This is a genomic window from Gilliamella sp. B3892 (genome assembly GCF_026536305.1).
Classification (GTDB): Bacteria; Pseudomonadota; Gammaproteobacteria; order Enterobacterales; family Orbaceae; genus Gilliamella.
This window is the reverse complement of sequence record NZ_JAFNOK010000003.1, coordinates 1-20,209: the sequence shown is the minus strand read 5'-3', so window position 1 is coordinate 20,209 and position 20,209 is coordinate 1. Positions and strand designations below refer to the sequence as shown.

The 20,209-nt window shown below is 36.0% G+C and carries 15 protein-coding genes; all 15 read left to right on the top strand.

Features of this window, described 5'->3' with window-relative positions; translation table 11 throughout:
* Positions 1–39: 39 nt before the first annotated feature.
* A complete protein-coding gene (tssC, locus tag J3U74_RS04330) occupies positions 40–1,569 on the top strand; it encodes a type VI secretion system contractile sheath large subunit (RefSeq protein ID WP_220219093.1) in 1,530 nt (509 codons plus the stop codon).
* Between the two features lie 48 nt (positions 1,570–1,617).
* Positions 1,618–2,970 (top strand): type VI secretion system baseplate subunit TssK, encoded by a 1,353-nt coding sequence (gene tssK / locus J3U74_RS04325; RefSeq protein WP_267328560.1) that lies wholly within the window; start codon positions 1,618–1,620, stop codon positions 2,968–2,970.
* 9 nt (positions 2,971–2,979) lie between these two features.
* Positions 2,980–3,645 carry a type VI secretion system protein TssL, short form gene (gene tssL, locus J3U74_RS04320; RefSeq protein ID WP_220219095.1) on the top strand — a complete coding sequence of 222 codons (666 nt, stop codon included), beginning with the start codon at positions 2,980–2,982 and terminating at the stop codon, positions 3,643–3,645.
* Positions 3,646–3,803: 158 nt separating this feature from the next.
* Positions 3,804–5,417, top strand: a complete 1,614-nt coding sequence (locus J3U74_RS04315) for an OmpA family protein (protein ID WP_267328559.1) — start codon at positions 3,804–3,806, stop codon at positions 5,415–5,417.
* Positions 5,418–5,452: 35 nt separating this feature from the next.
* Positions 5,453–5,941 (top strand): Hcp family type VI secretion system effector, encoded by a 489-nt coding sequence (locus J3U74_RS04310; RefSeq protein ID WP_220219097.1) that lies wholly within the window; start codon positions 5,453–5,455, stop codon positions 5,939–5,941.
* A gap of 80 nt (positions 5,942–6,021) precedes the next feature.
* A complete protein-coding gene (gene tssH / locus J3U74_RS04305; protein WP_267328558.1) occupies positions 6,022–8,853 on the top strand; it encodes a type VI secretion system ATPase TssH in 2,832 nt (943 codons plus the stop codon).
* A 420-nt stretch (positions 8,854–9,273) separates the two neighbouring features.
* Positions 9,274–9,540 carry a PAAR domain-containing protein gene (locus J3U74_RS04300; protein WP_220219099.1) on the top strand — a complete coding sequence of 89 codons (267 nt, stop codon included), beginning with the start codon at positions 9,274–9,276 and terminating at the stop codon, positions 9,538–9,540.
* 4 nt (positions 9,541–9,544) lie between these two features.
* Positions 9,545–10,666, top strand: coding sequence for a hypothetical protein (locus J3U74_RS04295; protein ID WP_267335419.1), 1,122 nt, complete (start codon positions 9,545–9,547; stop codon positions 10,664–10,666).
* 21 nt (positions 10,667–10,687) lie between these two features.
* Positions 10,688–14,026 carry an ImcF-related family protein gene (locus J3U74_RS04290; protein ID WP_267328556.1) on the top strand — a complete coding sequence of 1,113 codons (3,339 nt, stop codon included), beginning with the start codon at positions 10,688–10,690 and terminating at the stop codon, positions 14,024–14,026.
* Positions 14,027–14,059: 33 nt separating this feature from the next.
* A complete protein-coding gene (gene tssA, locus J3U74_RS04285; protein WP_267328555.1) occupies positions 14,060–15,670 on the top strand; it encodes a type VI secretion system protein TssA in 1,611 nt (536 codons plus the stop codon).
* Positions 15,671–15,752: 82 nt separating this feature from the next.
* Complete coding sequence (gene tssF, locus J3U74_RS04280; protein WP_267328554.1) at positions 15,753–17,516, top strand: type VI secretion system baseplate subunit TssF; 1,764 nt, start codon at positions 15,753–15,755, stop codon at positions 17,514–17,516.
* Positions 17,480–18,526 carry a type VI secretion system baseplate subunit TssG gene (gene tssG, locus J3U74_RS04275; RefSeq protein ID WP_267328553.1) on the top strand — a complete coding sequence of 349 codons (1,047 nt, stop codon included), beginning with the start codon at positions 17,480–17,482 and terminating at the stop codon, positions 18,524–18,526. Before tssF ends, tssG begins: the two co-directional genes overlap by 37 nt.
* 13 nt (positions 18,527–18,539) lie before the next feature.
* A complete protein-coding gene (gene tssJ / locus J3U74_RS04270) occupies positions 18,540–19,055 on the top strand; it encodes a type VI secretion system lipoprotein TssJ (RefSeq protein ID WP_220219105.1) in 516 nt (171 codons plus the stop codon).
* Complete coding sequence (gene tssE, locus J3U74_RS04265; RefSeq protein ID WP_220219106.1) at positions 19,056–19,481, top strand: type VI secretion system baseplate subunit TssE; 426 nt, start codon at positions 19,056–19,058, stop codon at positions 19,479–19,481.
* A 121-nt stretch (positions 19,482–19,602) separates the two neighbouring features.
* On the top strand, positions 19,603–20,209 hold a 607-nt coding region (locus J3U74_RS04260), incomplete at its 3' end, for a contractile injection system protein, VgrG/Pvc8 family (RefSeq protein WP_267337946.1).

The window sequence follows — 20,209 nt, the reverse complement described above, 5'->3', positions numbered from 1 at the left end:
AAAATATAAAGTTTTGGTAGCAATTAAGAGAATAGAGTTATGAACATTAAAAAGCAAGACAGCACAACTAAAACGGTTGTACATGAGAATGGCAGTGTTTACCAATCTTTGTTTGATAAAATCAATTTAAATCCAATTGAAAAAGCTGGTGAAATTGATAAGTTTGAAGATAACGAAGTACTATTTGAATCTTCGCAAGATGAACGTGTTACAATGGCGATCAATATTTTACTTAAATTGATCCAAAGTTCATCGCAAAAAATTGAGAAGCTAGATAAACATTTATTAGATTATCATATTAGTCAAATAGACCAAAAATTAAGCCGTCAACTTGATGAGATTATGCATCACGAAACATTCCAGGAGATCGAAGGTACTTGGCGTGGGCTTAAATTCTTAGTTGATCGTACTGATTTTCGTCGTAATGTAAAAATTGAATTATTAGACGTCTCAAAAGAAGAACTACGACAAGATTTTGAAGATGCACCGGAAATAATTCAAACTGGTTTCTATCGACATACCTATATCCAAGAATATGATACCCCGGGTGGTGAGCCAATTGGTGTAACGATTTCAAATTATGAATTTGATCGTAACCCACAAGATATCGCCTTGTTACGTAATGTTTCCAAAGTAGCGGCCGCTGCGCACATGCCATTTATTAGCTCTGTTGGTCCTAAATTCTTTGGTAAAGAAACCATGGAAGAGGTCGCAGCAATCAAGGATATTGCTAATTATTTTGACCGTGCTGAATATACTAAATGGAATAGTTTCCGTGAAACTGATGATTCTCGTTATATCGGATTAACTTTGCCAAGAGTTCTTGCGCGTTTACCATATGGTCCAGATACCATTCCTGTCCGTAGTTTTAATTATATTGAAAATGTTAAAGGTTTAGATCATAACCGTTATTTATGGGCTAATGCATCTTATGCTTTTGCAGCTAATATGGCGAAAAGTTTCATTCGTAATGGTTGGTGTGTTCAAATCAGAGGACCTCAAGCTGGCGGATTGGTTGAAGACTTACCTATTCACCTTTATGATTTAGGTACCGGTAATCAAGTTAAAATTCCAACCGAAGTGCTTATTCCGGAAACACGTGAGTTTGAATTTGCTAATTTAGGATTTATTCCATTATCATTCTATAAAAATAGAGATTATGCATGTTTCTTCTCGGCAAACTCAACGCAAAAACCGGCTCTTTATGACACAAAAGAAGCAACTGCTAACAGTCGTATTAACGCTCGTTTGCCTTATATCTTCTTGTTATCACGTATTGCGCATTATCTGAAAGTTATTCAGCGTGAAAATATTGGTGCAACAAAAGATCGTCGTTTGCTTGAACTTGAATTGAATAAATGGGTAAGCAATTTAGTGACTGAAATGACAGATCCTAGTGATGAAGTACAAGCTTCTCATCCATTAAAAGAAGCTAACGTTATTGTAGAAGATATTGAAGATAATCCAGGATTCTTCCGCGTTAAAACCTTCTTAATTCCTCATTTCCAAATTGAAGGAATGGATATTAATTTATCAATGGTATCTCAGATGCCAAAAGCTAAAGCATAAGTGTTTTAGCCTGATTTCATTAATATCTAATAAGGAGTGTTAGACCTGATGAAACTATTTCGTCCATTATGGAACGAAGGCGTCTTTTTGACGCCTCAACAATTCCAGCAGCAAACGTTGTGGCAACAATTCTCTTTACAAAAATTAGCTACTTTAGCCGTAGCTAACCCTTGGGGGATTGAAAGTCTTACAATTGATACTTATGCGCTTACTGTAGATAGGTTGCAAGCTGAATCAATCAATATTCGTTTTCCTGATGGTGTTGTTATCAATACGGATGTTGCTGATAAATTACCTGAGGCCAGAATATTAAATATCGATGTTCCGCCGGAGCTTGATGAAGTAACCGTTTTTATCGGTATTCCACTTTTGCAAGCCAATGGTGGGAACTGTTTACAAGAAAACCAGCGTCTTGAAAGACCACTTCGTTTTCGGCAAGAATGGGTTGAAGTTCCAGATTTGCTTGGCCAAAATGTCCAAAGTATTGCTGTCGAGCACTATGCGTTAACATTCTTATTTGATTTTGAAAATCAGAGTGATTATTTAACTTGTCCTGTTGCTCGTTTAAAACGTGATCTTAATGGGCGATTTGTGCTTGATTTAGAATACCTTCCACCATCGCTAAATTTATTTACGCAAAGTGGTACTCTTGTCAAAGAGTTAGAACTTTTATGTATTCAAATGCAAGCAAAACGTCACCATTTAATGGGAATGCGACATGAACGTAATCAGCAAATTGCAGAATTTGCTACAGCAGATGTGTCTTTGTTTTGGCTTTTAAATGCGTTAAATACTTATGAACCTCAGATTAGATTTTTTCGGGATAATCCCTCAGTTCATCCTGAAAAGCTATACCAAACACTAACTGCGTTTACTGGTGCATTGTTAACATTTTCATTACTCAATGATGTTGATGGTATTCCTGCATACCAACATAACAATCTTAATGAAGTTTTCCCTCCTTTGTTTGGGCTAGTACGTAACTTGCTTGAAGAGAGCTTGCCGTCTCGAGTCGTTAAAATTGAATTAGTTCATGATAAAGATACCTTGTGGACAGGACAATTAAATGATTCTCGGCTTGTTGAGGAAGCTGATTTTTATTTGTCAGTTCGCTCGAGTATGCCTGGGCATCAATTACAATCAAGATTTCCAATCTTGTGTAAAGCAGGTGCGCCAGATGATGTCAGACAAATTATTCATTCTGCATTATCAGGAATACCAATTAAAGCATTAAGTCATGTGCCTGCTGCAATACCAGTACGTTTAGACAATCAATATTTTGCATTAGATCTTTCACATGAAGCAGCAAAAAATATGTTGACTGCCCGTTGTTGTGAATTTTATGTGCCAAGAGCAATGCCTGATATTTCATTAGAGCTGTTTGCAGTTTTACGATCATAGGGACGAATTATGAGTATAGAATCTAACCCAATTAATATTGATCAGCTACTACGTGATTCGATCTTGGTTGTAGTTCAGTTAAAAGCTAAAGCTGATATCCCCTCAGGTCATAAATTGTATGAGCTTTGTAAACAGCAAGTTTTAAACGTTCAAGAGCAGTTACATAATGCGCAATACTCTCAAGATGTCATTGATGACATTTGTTATGCTTTATGTGCCTTATTGGATGAAACTGTGCTACTTTGCCATCGTGATAACCCCAAAAATCAAGATTATGATGAGTGGTTAGGATCGCCGTTGCAAGTCATTTATTTTAATACTCATAATGCAGGTTATGATCTGTTTGAAAAAATACGTTCCAGACTTAAGGCTGATAAAAAAGCAGAGTTAGTGTTGGCTTGTTTTGATAGAGTTTTAGGGCTAGGTTTTCAAGGTTGTTATCTGGATAAACCGCAAATGGAACGAGAACATCTAATTTTAGCTTTACGTGAATCATTACGTGAATACGAACCAGATCAATCTTATCCAATTATAGAACAGCCGAAAACGTATCGTTATCAAGGTCGTAAAGCCATTTTGTTAGCATGTACCGCATTGTCAGTTATGGCTGTTATTGGACTTTACTTTGTGTTGGATAATCAACTCGATAAATTAGTTAAGCAACTTGTTGGTTAGAAAGGTTTATTATGAGCGATTACCCAAAGTATATTCAAATAATATATGCATTAGTCTTAAGCCTATTGTTATTATTCGTTTTTTTGCCAATTACAATAGGTTGGAAGATATTAGGTTCAATTATAGTTTTCGCTATTGCAGGTGGATGTTTTTGGCAGATGCTTCGTTATCGGCGTGTGTTAGCGGCCTCTACGGCAAATATTCAATTTTTAACGGAAAAACTTGATTTATTACCTGCAAGACAACGTTATCGTTTACCCATTTTATTAGTGACTGGTAGTGCAGCAAAAGATTTTTTTCCTGAAGATTTAACATTAGCTCAATCAAATGTCTTAGTCTCTTCAGAAGCAGTTTGGATATATGTCGATGAGTACTCACATTTACCAATAGTCTATGATTCATTGATTGCTAAATGGCCTGACATGTTAGGTCGTGTCGGGGTATTTTTGGCATTAAATCCTGAAATAGAAGATAAACAAGGTTTATTTGTTGCAAAATTGCAAGCATTTCGGCAGTCTTGGGTTGATACTTGTCGTATAGCAAAATATCAATTACCTGTTTATTTATCGGTACATATTGGGCTAAATGACCTGATTTATGATGAGTATAATCCTTTACCGGTTTACTGGTTTCAGTCAGTTAATCAAAAGTTATATTTACTCGATCGTTATTTATCACCAATCAATAATTGGGTTAATGATATCAAGATCCCAAGTGATGAAAGGGAAAGGCGCTTACGACTTCGTCCATTTCTCAATGAAACTCAATCATGGTTTGAAACTAATGTTTTAACGACGTTAATTAGTGAGAAACAACCGATTGCTAAATGTGTGCCATCAGGAGTGGTGATTTACCCAACGAATAAAACGCTTATAAATGAAAATATAATGCAAAAACTATGGGAAAGTGCGACTACCTTATCACTTCCTAATACTCACACTATTCAAGGCGGTATTACTCCACCAGATAGTTTGATTAAGTTTATGCCAATAGCGTATCCATTTTCTCATATGTGTTCAATGGTTTGTGGTTTAATCATGATTACTTCACTGTTTATCATGGGCTGTTTAGGCGCTTCATTTTGTAATAATGTTAAGTTTATTAGTCAAATCCAGAATGATATTCATCACTATCGTTTAATTCCAATGAATAACTATGAAGAAAAACGACAAGCATTGGATGTATTAAAAAACGATAAGTCATTATTAAATGAATATTTTACGCAAGGAGAACCTATCCGTTTAGGAATGGGGTTATACCGTGGTTCACAACTTGTGGAGCCTTTAAATGTATCAATGAGTGACTATGTGGCAAAACCACCAGAACCTGAGAAAGTAATAGTCGAAAAAACGGAAGTTATCTTCAAAGAGCCACCTCCGTCCATTCGTCTTGATAGTTTAGCTTTGTTTGAAAGTGGACAAGCAAATTTAAAAACGGGATCTGAAAAAGTATTAATTAATGCTTTAGTTGATATCAAAAAACAGATGAATACCAATCCGGAAACAGGCTGGCTAATTATCATTGCAGGTCATACCGATTCGGTCGGTGATGAGTTAAAAAACGAACAATTATCATTTAATCGTGCAATGTCGGTACGTGATTGGATTTTAAAAGCCAGTGACTTACCGGAGACCTGTTTTGCCATTCAAGGGCATGGAGCCAAAAAACCTTTAGTGAGTAACGACACGCTAGAGGGTCGTGCTAAAAATCGAAGGGTAGAAATTAATTTAGTTCCTCAATCGTCAAATTGTATTTGGTCGAGAGAAAACTAAATATGTAAAGCAAAAACAACAAAAGGAGACAAACAATGGCTGTTCCAGCTTATATGTTTTTAAAGGATGATGGCGGTGCTGAAATCAAAGGTTCTGTAACCGTTGTTGGGCGCGAGGGTAGTGTTGAAGTGGTTGAGTTTGACCACCGAGTATACATCCCTACAGATGGTAATACAGGTAAATTAACAGGTACACGTGTACATAAAGCACTTGAATTTGTTAAAGAAGTTGATGCTTCATCGCCTTACCTTTACAAAGCCGTTACTACCGGTCAAAACTTACAATCAGTTGAGATCAAGTGGTACAAAATTAACGATGCGGGTCAAGAAGTTGAGTATTTCAATACTTTAATGGATGGCGTTAAAGTTGTTTCTGTTAAACCAGAAATGCACAACATCAAAGATCCAACAAAAGAGCAATACAATCACCTTGAGCGTATTGAACTTCGTTATGAAAAAATTACCTGGACTTATAAAGATGGCAACATCATTCACTCAGACAGCTGGGTAGAAAGCCGAGGTTAATTTAATTAACACAGCCCTTATTAGCCATTAATAGGGGCTGTCATAATAATACTAATAATGTAATTAGAAAAGGACTGCAAATGATTACTGACCCCTCTATCTTATTGAGACGACTAAATTCTTATTGTGCAAAATCTTTAGAAGCGGCTGCTGGATTATGCCAAACAAGAGCTCATACAGAAGTTACACTTGAACATTGGTTATTGAAATTATTAGAGCAGGGTTCAGGCGATATAACAATCATAGCTAGACATTATCAACTTGATATGGATAAAGTCTGGTCTGGATTACTTAAATATCTGGATTTCTTACCACATACAATCGATTCCAAACCTAGTTTATCATCATCATTAATAGCGGTAATTCAATCAGCATGGCTGAAGGCATCATTAGAAGATCAAGAAGAGATGATCCGTTCTGTCCATATTTTACAAGCTTTAGTTGAAATGCCACACTGTCTTAAAGCTCAAGATGCATGGCAATTATTGAGTTTACCAGCTGTTTCATTAAAAAAAATTCGTTCGAAATTAGATACGGTATCTGATGAAAACCCACTATATCAATACAACTATTATTCAGATTCAACCTCAACATCTGCTGAAACTTTAGATATTAATACACAAGTTAATAAAGAAACAGCAATGAACAGAAATGAAAAATCTGGATCATTCGAAAATACAACAAATAGTGACAAACCGAATACACAGGCAAATCATCATAAAGCTGCCCTTGAGCGCTTTACAGAAAATGTAACTGAAAAAGCCAAAGCCGGAAAAATTGACCCAGTTTTTGGTCGTGATAGTGAAATCAGACAAATGGTAGACATATTATCACGTCGCCGTAAAAATAATCCAATTTTAGTTGGTGAACCAGGTGTGGGTAAAACAGCTCTTGTGGAAGGATTAGCACTTCGTATAGCTGAAGGAAACATCCCCAAAAATCTTGAAAATGTAAGCATACTAACGCTTGATTTAGGTTTACTACAGGCTGGTGCAGGCGTTAAAGGTGAATTTGAACAGAGATTAAAAAATGTGATTGATGCAGTACAACAATCACCAACTCCGGTACTCCTTTTTATCGATGAAGCACATACTATTATTGGCGCAGGTAATTCAGCCGGGGGAGCAGATGCTGCTAATTTATTAAAGCCAGCATTAGCAAGGGGTGAATTACGCACTATCGCAGCCACAACTTGGTCTGAATACAAACAATATTTTGAAAAAGATGCTGCATTAGAACGCCGATTTCAAATGGTTAAAGTGGATGAACCGGATGATGAAAAAGCATCCCTTATGTTACGTGGCTTGAAATCAAGATACGCTAAGCATCATGGCGTGCATATTTTAGATGAAGCAGTGAAAACGGCCGTTTCGCTATCTCGTCGATATATTAGTGGCCGCCAATTGCCGGATAAAGCAGTCGATTTACTCGACACTGCATCTGCTCGTGTTCGCATGGGGCTTGATACTATCCCTGAATCGATCACTGAACTCGAAGCAAAAATTGCCTCTTTTAACATAGAAAAACAAGCAATCGAAGCAGATTTTGCGCTAGGTGAAAAAATATCAGATGAACGTTTAAATGAAATAGCGTTGCAGTTAACCCAATTGACAGATCTTTTGAATAACAAACAGCAGCAATTTGAAAAAGAGAAAAAAATAGTTGAAAAATTAATAGCATTGAGACAAAAACTTACCAATAAATCTGATAAAAAAGTACTTAGTCAATTAAGTGATATGCAAAAAGAATTGTCAGATCTACAAGGTAACATGCCTTTACTATCACTTGACGTTGACAGTCGGGTGGTCTCTGCTGTTATTTCTGACTGGACTGGTGTACCTTTAGAAAGTTTATTAAAAGATGAACAAAGCCACTTGCTTTCTCTCGAGGAAGATTTAGGAAAACGAGTTGTAGGCCAAGATAATGCACTTTTTGAAATCGCTAAACGAATTCGTGCAGCAAAAACAGGACTAACTTCAGAAGATGCTCCTATGGGCGTATTTTTATTAGTTGGTCCTTCAGGTGTTGGTAAAACAGAAACGGCATTAGCACTTGCTGATACTTTATTTGGTGGAGATCAATCAATTGTAACGATTAATATGTCGGAATATCAGGAGTCACATACTGTATCACAACTTAAGGGGTCACCACCAGGATATGTAGGATATGGACAGGGAGGTGTGTTAACCGAAGCTGTTCGCAAAAGACCTTATAGTGTTGTATTACTGGATGAAGTTGAAAAAGCACATCGTGATGTTCTTAATTTATTTTATCAAGTATTCGACCGTGGGTTTATGCGTGATGGTGAAGGACGTGAAATTGATTTCCGTAATACTTTGATATTAATGACCTCTAATTTGGGTAGTGATGAACTAATGGCGCTTTTTGATGAAATGCCAGATGCAGATACAGCTACTCAGCAAGAACTATTACGCCCAATTATACGAGAACATTTCCAACCTGCGTTATTAGCTCGTTTTCAAACTGTGATTTATACGCCACTAGGTCAACAAGCTTTACGTAAAATTGTTGAAATGAAACTCAATAAAGTTGCTAGCCGATTACAAAAACATTACAAGATAGTGTTTGAAGTTGGTGAAAAATTATATGACACATTAGTGTCGGCTTGTCTTTTACCTGACACTGGTGCTAGAAATATTGATAGCATATTAAATCAGCAAATTTTACCTGTGGTTTCAAATTTACTTTTACAAAGAAGTAATAGCACAGATAGTGAAGTACCAAAACTAATACTCGATTTTAACGAGTCAGAAGGTATTGTGCTTGAGTGGGGGAATGAACAAAGTAAGGCTGAGATTAAAAAAAATAAGTCTCAAAAAGCGACAAAGGTGAAGGCTCAATCAACAGAAAAAACAAATAAAAAAAGTAAACCAGTTAAAAAGGATAAATAAAATATAAAGATAAATACCTTTTAAGGAATAAAAGGGGGACATAACATGGAAAATGAGTTAACTGATCTCATGATATTTGTTAGTAAAGACTAATTAGCTAACAGTTTAGGTTAGCTAAAGTTGCTCAACTTTTCTGGCGGATGATGAGGTTAGTTTTCTCATAGTTATTTGTCCATGTTAATGGTGATTAACAACAAAGCTAAACTAAGAATATAACTAGGCTATTTGACTGTTTTATTCGAAGTGAACTTGTTATAAATCATTTTAGATAAATTGCTTTATTTATGTTTGATCTTCAGATTTAACATACTTTAGCAAGGTAATGATTAAAAAAGATTATCAGTTTTAATACTATTTTAATGAATCTAAAATCTTTAATTCAAAAAGTGGAAAATAACCTAGAATCATAAAGGAATATAAATGGGTAGAAACGTCGTACGATTGGGTGATCCAACAACACATGGAGGTAGGGTGATTTCGGTATCGTCAAAAACGAATATAGAAGGTAAGTTAGTAGCGCTATTAGGGGATTTAGTCAGTTGCCCTTTACCCGGTCATGGTGTAAACCCAATTATTGAAGCTTCCACTTATACATTCTCAGACGGTAAACCTGTTGTTATGGATCAATGTGCCTGTGCTTGTGGCTGCAAGGTTATTGCAACAACCACTACATCGGAGATTGATTAAAATTATGTCTTGGCCTAAACCAAATACTCTAAATATTATAAAACCACCGGTAAAGTTAAACCGTGGAAGGTGGTTTCTTTTCTTTATTGTATTATTTATTATTACTTGTTTAATTCTTGCTGCAATTTGGCCAAGTAAAAATTTTCACTCTCAGTGGATGTATTGGGCGGTGGCAACATTTATACCAACTTTAATCGGTGGTTCCGCTTTTGGCATACGATTATATCTTTATGGATTATCTCAAGAAGAATATGAAATATGGCAACAGGAACAGCAAAAGGTCGATCAAAACTGGCAAAAATGGGCAATGCAGTCATTAGTTGTTCTCGATAGTTATTACTCCATACCAACACATATAACTAGTATGGAAATCTATAGTAATGCATCGAATATAGACTCTCAAGTTAATAAGTCACTAGAGTTTGAAGGGGATGTAAAAGCCGAAAGGTACATTGAGGATCTTTTTTTCGCGATAAAAGATACACTAATTCAATTACCTTCTACAGAACACCTGGACATTAAAGTTTTGTCTTCACCAGATAGTTTTAGCTATATAGATCAAACTATTAGTCATGCCTATAAAAATGCCCAAATATCGTTAGGTTATAATCTATCTCATCAGATTTTGCAAAATACAAATATAGAAAATTTAATTGAAAATATTGATTCATCTCAGCCAGGAGTCCAATTAATTATCATTAATAACGCTAAATCAAATGGTTCAGCGTTTGTTGCTGCTTTTTTGTTGACCAATAAAACTTATTATCAAGAGCTAAACATTAGTTTTGCGAAAAGTGAAATTTTAAGACCGATGATATCGAATGATTTGACCACTGATTTAAAACAGATGGTTGATATGCAATGTGCATTAGAAGAGATCAATCAGCTTTGGTTCACAAACATCGACAGTAAGGAAAAAATTAATATTATAAAACAGTTAGCTGATTATCAGATCGTTCCTGAACATCTATATATGCTTGAGATTTTTGTTGGAAATCAAACCGAACTTTCTTATTGGCTTGCATTGGCATTAGCCTGTGAAATGATAACGATAACTAATCAAAATAACTTAATTGCTTCGCAAAGTATGAATCAAAAGTTACTTTCAGTAGTCAAGGGAATGTAAAAAAGGGAAATGGAGTTGTAAATGAGTCACAAATGGAAACGTGCTGGATTATTTTTCATTATTTTATTAAGTGCTGTATCTATAGCCTTAGGTCTTTTTTTCTGGGGTGATGAATTAGGTTTTACTACATTTGGACGTAAATTGGAAATGTGGGTCTATTGTATGCTGTTTATATTAGGCTTACTTTTAATTCCCGCAATCATTACCAATAGCCTTCGTATTGCAGCAAAAGATAAAATCAAGCGTGAAGCGCTTAATCCTAATGAAACAGCAAAACCAATAAAAGTAACCCCTTTCCCTGAATTTGCAGAAATTCAAAAAAAATGCCGCTATATTTCGGGGCTTTTCTGGCGTTATAAAATTAGAAAATGTTTAGTCATAGGTGCATCATCGGATGTGGAGTCAGCATTTCCTCGTCTACAACAAAATCAATGGCAGTTAAACGATAAAACTTTAATGATTTATGGTGGAAACATAGAAGATCCACTCAATACACCTTGGTTACTGGCGTTAAAAAAGCAATTATCAAGAATTATTCCGTTTTTTCTTAAACCTTTAAATGCAATAATTTGGGTTGTACCTAATAACTATCTTAATGAAACTCCTTGGCAACAATTAACCATTGAAAAAGCGATAACACAATTTAAATCACGTGATAAGTTGTTAAAATGGTCAGCGCCAGTTTATCTTGTTGCTACAGAAAATAGTGAGTGGTCACAAAAGGATCGCATTGAGCAAAGTGTCGGTTTACTTTTGCCAACATTAAAAAAAGATACAATGGCATCCGTTGTATCGTCTCTTAATGAGCTTTCGATATTGTGTAGTAAGCGTGGCGTTCAACAAATTAAAGTAAACAGTAACTATTCTTTTCTTTTAAATCTTAGCCAAAAACTTGTTAAAGGTGATATCAATAAGATTGAAAATTACCTATTAACATTAACCTCTCTGCCTTTTTCACCACAGGTGAGAGGGTTGTTTTTTATACCTAATCAAACCTCATTAATGGAAGATAGCCCATTTTATGATAATTATCTATTAATGACACCGACATGGCAGTCGATTAGTGATGACGCTAATCAACAGCAAGGGCGACGCATGGGAATTCAATGGGGAATGGTTTCAGCTTGCGCCTTTTTGGGGCTTTTAGTTATTAGCGGTATAGGTATTGTCACTTCTTACTTTAATAATGCCTCGCTTATTGATAGTACAATTGAATTGGCAAAACAAGCTGATAATTCTGTTAAGCAAGATTATCTGTCCAAATTGCAAACACAATTTCAATTACAGCAGCGTGTAGCGCAATTGCTTCACCGTCAGCAACATGGCTCGCCATTATCACACCGTTTTGGGTTAAACCATAATGATGAATTGTTACAAAAATTATGGCTTACTTATAAAGTGACTAATTCACGTAATATTGCAACGCCGTTTCATGATCTTTTGACCAACTATTTAGTTTCATTAACAACGCTACCGCCTGAAAGCCCGGAACGAAAAAAATTAGTTGATTCAGCTTACGACTATTTGAAAGCTTATTTAATGCTAAGTCATCCTGATAAAAGTGATGGACACTATTTAAGTGATTTTGCCGCTCAAAATTGGCGAGCACCAAAAGAGATAAAAGATGGTGACTGGCAACAAATAATGCCAGAATTAGTTCGTTTTTGGGGACAAATGCTGAATTTGCACCCGGAGTGGAGCCTTTTTGAAGATAAACAACTTGTCAAAAGTACACAAAAAATACTGATAAATAAAATTGGCGTAAAAAATGCCGTTAACACGTTGTATCAAGAGATAATTCAGCGAGCAAGCCAACAATATTCTAATCAAAGTTTAGATCAATTGCTTGAAGGAATTGATAGCCATTTGTTGTTTTCTAATGAGACCGAAATTCCAGGTGTCTATACTCGTAAAGCTTGGGAAGGGTTAATAAAAGAAGAAATTGAAGATGCTGCAAAAATGCGACAAGAACAAATAGATTGGGTATTAGGTGATGATAATCAAAGCAACTTAACTGCTTCGATTGCGCCTGAAATTTTAAAAAAACAGCTGACAGATCAATATTTCAGTGAATATAGTGCTGCATGGCTTGATTTTTTAAACACAATTAAATGGCAACAAGCAGATAATGTTTCAGATGTAATTGCACAATTAACCTTACTCGCCGATAATCGCCAGTCTCCCTTAATTGCATTAATCAATGTTATTAAATATCAGTCAGAAGTTGAATATAAAGGCAATGGCATATCCGATAATTTAATGCGTACAGCACAACAAATTATGGGTAAAAAGAATCAATCAGTTTTACCAATGCCAGAAGAAAATGAGTCATCAGGGCCTTTAACTGCCACTTTTGCACCCGTATTGAGTTTGCTTAAGAATGATAACAACAATGGATTATCACTACAAACTTATCTATCTCGTGTTACTCAAGTGCGCTTAAAATTACAAAATGTAACTAACAGTCAAGATCCTCAAGCTATGATGCAAGGTCTGGCAAAAAGTGTTTTCAAAGGTTCTTCCGTTGATCTAACTGAAACACGAGATTATGGCAATTTAATTGCCGCTAATTTGGGCGATGAATGGTCTGGATTTGGTCATAGCTTATTTAAACAACCCCTAGAACAATCTTGGCAAGTAGTTTTAACTCCTGCCGCTGATAGTTTTAATAGTGTTTGGCAAAATTATGTTGTTAATCAATGGGAAAAATCTTTCGCCGGTCGTTACCCGTTCAAAAATAGTGATAATGAAGCTTCTTTATCAGAAGTTGCTCGTTTTTTAAGGAGTGATACAGGTATTATCGATAACTTTATTGTCAATGAGCTTAATGGTGTATTAGAAAAGAAAGGGGGAAGATGGGTAGTTAATGCGGTTAATGCTCAAGGGCTTAATTTTTCACCAGCATTTCTAGAAACATTAGAATTATTTAATGATATTTCCTCGGAACTAATAACTTCAGGTGATGTCGCATTATCTTTCGATTTAATGCCGCGTAGCGGTAATCAGATTGTTCGTACAGAATTAATTATTAATAAGCAAAGATCAGAATATTTTAATCAAGCCCCGACATGGCAACGGTTTAATTGGCCGGGCGATGGTTATTCTCCTTATTCACAACTTAGCTGGAGCACAGATGAAACTGGCTTGAAGCTTTTTAATTATTACCATGGTGACTGGGCATGGATACGCCTGTTAGAAAAAGCGTCAGTTAAACAACTTGATTCCAGCCGTTTTGAAGTGGTTTGGAAAACATCAGATGGCAAAAGGTTACGCTATATTTTAAGGACACAGTTAGGTAGTGGTCCATTGACTTTATTAAAATTACGTAACTTTAACTTACCAGATAGGGTATTTGAGTAAGTATTTATAAGAGATAGATAATGGAATACGATTATGTTTAGTCAGCTACTAAGCCGTTTATTTGGTACACAAGACCCAGATGAATCAATAAAAAAAGAGTTAAATCAAAAGTGGGCTGATTGGTTAGAGCCAATTAGTTTGGAAAAACCAACTGGTGAAGATTTAACTTATCATGATACTTTTCAGGAGATAAAAGAGGAGATTGCTAAACTTTCTGGTATTGATTATCAAATGGTTGCTATTGAAAGCGAAAATATACTAAAACAAAATAGTAAAGATATTCGAGTTGCAACTTATTATTGTTTAGCTCGCCTAAATTTAGATGGTGTTGACGGCTACACCGATGGGGTTGAATTACTGGCTGGATTACTCGATAAATTTGGAACAATAATTTACCCTTCACGGCATAATATTCGAAAAAATGCTATTGAGTGGTTAGCAAACGCTAGATTTATAGAGTTATTAGCTAATTTAAGACCACTACCTGAAGCTAATCTAACACGAATCATTTTTGCTTTAAATTTGATTGAAACGACATGCCAATCACTATTTGTAAGTGAAACATCTGAACAATCTATCGAAGCACCAGACCTATCCGCACTGGTCAGCTTTTTTAGTAATAACTTGAAGCATGAAGCCAAAAATTCTCAAGTTGAAGTTGCTACCGCAAGTGAGCCTCAAGTCATACCGGCATCGGAATCAACACCTAAAATAGTCGATGTTAAAATTGGATCGCAACGAGAATTACTCGATCAAGCACGTAAAATGGCGGTTTTCTTACGTGAGAAACCCGAAGGTTATCTTGCGGCAGCTCGCTTTTTACGAATTTTGCGCTGGGATACAGTTTTGGAGTTACCACCTACTGATCATCGAGGAAGAACACGTTTACCTGCACCAAGAGCTGAGCTAAAACAAAATATCAGCCGGTTAATTATTCAGCAACAATGGTTAGATCTTTTCGAACGTGTAGAGGCTGCTTTTATGGAGGGGGCTAATCATTTTTGGTTAGATCTTCAACGTGCAACCGTGCTTTCTTTCCAAAAAATGGGCGGACAATATCAAGCATGGGCTGATATATTTTTAACAGATATTGGCTTAATGCTTGAACGGTTAAATGGAATTGAGAGACTGAGCTACGAAAATGGTATGCCTTTTGCCGATGATGAAACACTTAGTTGGATAGCCAGTAATGCCCGTATTCACCATTTAGATGAAGGTGACAGTATCGCCCCTATTTCTATATCTGGTGAGAACAACTGGAGTGAAATAGAAACGCAAGCGTTAGAATTGGCTCATAGTGAGAGTTTAGAGCAAGCCTTTCAATGGTTACAAAATATGCCGTCAATCAGAACAGCAAAGCAGCGGTATCTAGTTCAATATACACAAGCAAGAGTTGCTGAACAATTTGGCAAACATGATGTTGCCTTAAATTTATTGACAGGCTTAAATGGCCAACAGCAAGGTATCTCATTTTTGGAGTGGGAACCTGAATTACTATTTGATGTTAAACGTTGTCTGTTAAGGTTATTGAAGCAGAAAAATAAATCTAAAGATAACACAAAAATAGAGCTGTTGGAGAAAATAGACTTATTACAACATGAATTAATGCAGCTTGACCCTGCTCGAGCATTGAGTTTTATTTAACGATAAATTCAACTAACGGTCTGAATAAAAACAGGCGAAATAAATTCAATAAAATATAACGTTACAATAAAAGAGATAAACAATGGATGATTTAATTTTAGGCTACTATGAATCGGAAATGCGATATTTGCGAGAGGCCGGAAAGGAATTTGCAAAAATACATCCTGATAGAGCGAATTTATTAAATTTAGATAATGTCGGGGACAGAGACCCTTATGTGGAGCGATTATTTGAAGGATTTGCTTTTTTAACAGGACGATTACGTCAAAAGATTGATGATGATTTACCTGAGTTAACTGAAAGCCTAGTGACTTTACTTTGGCCTCACTATTTACGTTTAATTCCGTCATTATCAATCGTTGAATTAACGCCTAATTTTTCGACATTATCACGTCAAGAGTTAATCCCAAAAGGTTTACAAATGCAGACTGAACCTGTTGGGCAGGTTGGCACTAAATGTCCATTTAGAACAACTCAGGCGGTAACATTACAGCCAATTAAAATCAGTCAAGTTAACCTTGGTATTAATCATGATGGTCGAAGCATGATAACCATTCGTTTAAGTTTTAGTGAACTTGCCGATTTGGAGCAGTTAGATCTATCTTGTTTACGTTTGTATTTAAATGCGGATGCGCCAATAGCCTCAAATTTGCATCTGGCATTAACGCAACAAATTGCATCAATGTCTATTCGTTATTCGAATAATCCCGAAAACAAACTCGAGTTAAATGGCAAGATCACTCCGGTTGGTTTTAGTGATGAAGACCGCTTATGGTTAAAAGCGGATAATGCGTTTTCCGGTTATCAATTATTACTAGAATATTTTGCTTTCCGTGAAAAATTCATGTTTGTGGATTTACATGGTTTAGATAGTTGTCAGTTATCAGACTCTTGTTCTTATATAGATATTGAAATAGTTCTTAATCAGACCTGGCCAAGCGATATGCCGTTGCAAAATGATAATATTTGTTTGCATTGCGTACCTGTTATCAACTTGTTTGATATGGAAGCTGATCCGATTGTTGTAAATCAATTAGAGAGTGAATATTTGCTTCGTCCATTACTTCGTCAAGATGGTCATATTGAGGTCTACTCAGTTGAACATGTAGAATCAATTACGCGTGATGGGCGATATCGTTATGTGCCATTCACTAGCTTCAAACATCGTGGTGGTATGTTAAGATATGATGCTCCGGAAAGATACTATCATACCCGTGTTAGAAAAGGTGCATCCGGTTTACATGATACATGGTTAATTTTAGGCGGAAAGATTTGGGATAAAAATGAGTTGCTTGAAACTGAAACCTTATCTTTGCGTGTCACTGGTACCAATGGGATGTTACCACGTAAATCTTTACGTAATGCACGAATTAATGATCTTAAAGATTCAAATAGTAATATCGCTAAAGTGCGCAATCTTTGCTCTCCAACCATGCCTTGTTATCCGCCAACGGAAGATCGTTTTTATTGGCGAGTATTATCTCATCTTGCACCAAATTATCTTTCACTCATGAATGCAGAAGTTTTGCGTGGAACGCTTGCTTTATATGATTGGACAGATAACGAACTTAATCGCCGCCGTTTAGAGGGGATTGTAGAAGTAACGCATAGGATGATAAAACGCACAGTAAAAGGTATGTTGCAACGAGGGATAGAAATAGAAGTGACAATCAATAGTTATCAATTTACCGGTGAAGGTGATGTGCGACTTTTTGGTGAATTATTACATCAATTTTTCGCATTATATGCTGATGTAAATCTTTTCACTCAATTGGTTATGATTATTTTACCAACAGGAAATAAAATTGTATGGAATCAGAGCAAAGCATCGAAAATAGCCCTTTAATGCAAATGCTTGAAAAAAATCTGCCAAAAATTAACTTTTATCGTTTTTGTCAGTTACTCGAGCAATTATATGATAAAGAGCCATCTTTAGGTCGATTCGAATCACCTGTATCTGACCCATTAAGATTTGCACCTTCAGTCGATATGTCTTTTCCCGCGAGCGAATTGAAGTGTATTGAAAAGTCACCTTATTTAAATCGACCAACAACAGTAAGGACACGGTTTTTGGGTTTATATGGTGTCGATGCTGTATTGCCACTGGGGTTGCTTGATAATATCATTCGCCGAGAAGAAAATTATCAGGCTATGACTGACTTTTTGGATATTTTTAACCATAGGGTGATTACTCAGTTTTACCGAATCTGGTTAAAATACCATTATCCAGCAAGCTATTTAAGTGGTGGGCGAGATCCGATATCACAATGTTTATTCGGACTAATTGGTTTGGGTATTAAAGGAACGAGTAAACAGATTGGTACGCCGTTATCTCGTTTCTTTGCGTTGCTTGGGACTATGTCTCAAAAAACACGTACTGCACAAGGAGTCGCTGGCTTAATTCGATTATTGGTTGAAGATGCTAAAGTAGATGTTATTGAGTTTTATCCTATATGGCAATCGATCGATCAACCTGCAAAATTAGGTGGGCAAGGTCAGCAAAAAATTGGATTAGATGGTGGTGCTATCCTTGGATCTCGCTTTAAAGAGTGTAATCAGTGTATACATATCATTATCACCCCTCAACACGAAAATCAAATTACGGATCTTCTGCCGGATGGTCAAACCTTTCATGATATTTTGGCTTTATTACGTGTTTATTTAGGTTATCAGGTTGATGCCAAAATCACATTACGTATAAAAAGAAAATTTTTACCGAAAAGCCAATTGACCCCCAACAATAGTCGATTGGGATTAACTGCATCATTTACTAAAACCAATACCAATAAAGACGCCATTGAAGATGTATTGGTAAATATAGGATTTTATTCTGGTATTGATTATCAGGCATATTAAAAAAGGAATTGAAATGAGAATAATAAAATCGATAACTACTTGCTTATTAATGATTTGGTTAACAGGGTGTGGTATTGCTCAGAGTGTGACAGAAACCGTAACAGGGATAAGCGATTCCGTTTTCAAGTGGAACATTAGAACGTTACATTTAGATATTACAGCCAGAGCTGAATTAAATTTAGATGATGAAAGCCGCTCATCTCCGGTGGTAATTCGCATATATCAGTTAAAAGAAGAAGATTCTTTTATCTCAGCTTCTTATCAAGATCTGGTTGATCAAGATAGCGAGATATTAAAAGATTCTCTCATTGAAAGTAAAGAAGTTGTCTTAAAACCAAATACTTCAATTTCGATAGACACACCTTTTGATAAGAAGGCCGAAAAGGTTGGAATCGTTGCACTTTATAAAGAACCCAATTTGAAAGATGACAGTTGGCGATTAGTCTTATCTCGAGATGATTTACATATCACCGATCCACGTGAAATTATTGCAAATAAATATTCAATTGAACTAGTGGAAGAAAAGTAAATGAGTGCTTCACTATATGACATATTATACGGTTATTTTGAATCCGGAATTGATATTGATGATGTATCAGAAAATGAACAAACCATAATCAGTGTTATGGATAATATTGAGCGAATTTTAAATAGCCGGGCCGGTGCGATAAAACATCTGCCAGATTATGGGCTTCCCGATATGTCAACAATCTTTCAGGCTTTGCCTTCTTCTGCTTATGTATTAATGCGAGCAATAGAGAAAACGCTTCTGATTTATGAGCCAAGATTAGAATCAGTTAGTATTAATATTGATGAAAAAATTAATGATTCTATGGTATTAAGTTATGAATTAGTTTGTTATTTCAAAGAAGGTGGATTGGTTAAATATGGAACCTATTTTATGCCAGATGGTAAAGCTCGTTTAAAATATACCAAAAAAGCAACAAGGTATTAATTAGTTTTTTAATGTTTAATGATTAAAAAACTCTAAAATATAAAGCGTATAAAAGTTAGCGGTTAATAACTAAAAAATTAAAAACTGCCAAGAAATGGTCAGGGATATTAAGGGATGTAATATGAAAAAGGAATTAGCCAAATTCATTGGCCCATTGGGTCAAGAGTTACTCCATGGACTGACAGGCTTAGCTGTCAGCCATAATCGTTATACCTTAACGGTTGACGGGTTAAATGCACCTGTTTCAGTATTAAAGGTTAATGGTGAAGAGCAGTTAAACCAGCCGTGGCAATACACTATAGAGTTTACCTGTACTGATAAACAACTATCGATTGAAACCCTGCTGAATCAAAAAGCTTCGTTCTGCTTTAATCCGTTTACCGGCAATTTGCTTAATACAGCGATACGCTCCTTAACGGACTTACCCACAGCAGGACAAGCCCGCACTCTTTATGGGGTAATTACTGCATTTAGTCTGCTGTCGGTCAGCCGGGATGAAGCGCATTATCGGGTGGTGTTATCGCCAAGATTAGCCCGACTGTCACTGAGCCGCAACAGCGCTATCTTTCAAAACCAAAGTGTTATTAGTGTGGTTGAAACAGTGTTACGCAGCCATGAATTTACCGGCGTTGATTACCGTTTGGAATTAAAAGAGACCTATCCGGAAAGAGAATTTATCACCCAATGGCAGGAGAGTGATTTAGCCTTTATTCAGCGACTGTTAGCCG

What these genes read in the sequence shown, in the direction of transcription:
- tssC (WP_220219093.1), top strand. Translation starts at nt 40, where the DNA reads ATGAACATTAAAAAGCAAGACAGCACAACTAAAACGGTTGTACATGAG.
- tssK (WP_267328560.1), top strand. Translation starts at nt 1,618, where the DNA reads ATGAAACTATTTCGTCCATTATGGAACGAAGGCGTCTTTTTGACGCCT.
- tssL (WP_220219095.1), top strand. Translation starts at nt 2,980, where the DNA reads ATGAGTATAGAATCTAACCCAATTAATATTGATCAGCTACTACGTGAT.
- J3U74_RS04315 (WP_267328559.1), top strand. Translation starts at nt 3,804, where the DNA reads ATGCTTCGTTATCGGCGTGTGTTAGCGGCCTCTACGGCAAATATTCAA.
- J3U74_RS04310 (WP_220219097.1), top strand. Translation starts at nt 5,453, where the DNA reads ATGGCTGTTCCAGCTTATATGTTTTTAAAGGATGATGGCGGTGCTGAA.
- tssH (WP_267328558.1), top strand. Translation starts at nt 6,022, where the DNA reads ATGATTACTGACCCCTCTATCTTATTGAGACGACTAAATTCTTATTGT.
- J3U74_RS04300 (WP_220219099.1), top strand. Translation starts at nt 9,274, where the DNA reads ATGGGTAGAAACGTCGTACGATTGGGTGATCCAACAACACATGGAGGT.
- J3U74_RS04295 (WP_267335419.1), top strand. Translation starts at nt 9,545, where the DNA reads ATGTCTTGGCCTAAACCAAATACTCTAAATATTATAAAACCACCGGTA.
- J3U74_RS04290 (WP_267328556.1), top strand. Translation starts at nt 10,688, where the DNA reads ATGAGTCACAAATGGAAACGTGCTGGATTATTTTTCATTATTTTATTA.
- tssA (WP_267328555.1), top strand. Translation starts at nt 14,060, where the DNA reads ATGTTTAGTCAGCTACTAAGCCGTTTATTTGGTACACAAGACCCAGAT.
- tssF (WP_267328554.1), top strand. Translation starts at nt 15,753, where the DNA reads ATGGATGATTTAATTTTAGGCTACTATGAATCGGAAATGCGATATTTG.
- tssG (WP_267328553.1), top strand. Translation starts at nt 17,480, where the DNA reads ATGGAATCAGAGCAAAGCATCGAAAATAGCCCTTTAATGCAAATGCTT.
- tssJ (WP_220219105.1), top strand. Translation starts at nt 18,540, where the DNA reads ATGAGAATAATAAAATCGATAACTACTTGCTTATTAATGATTTGGTTA.
- tssE (WP_220219106.1), top strand. Translation starts at nt 19,056, where the DNA reads ATGAGTGCTTCACTATATGACATATTATACGGTTATTTTGAATCCGGA.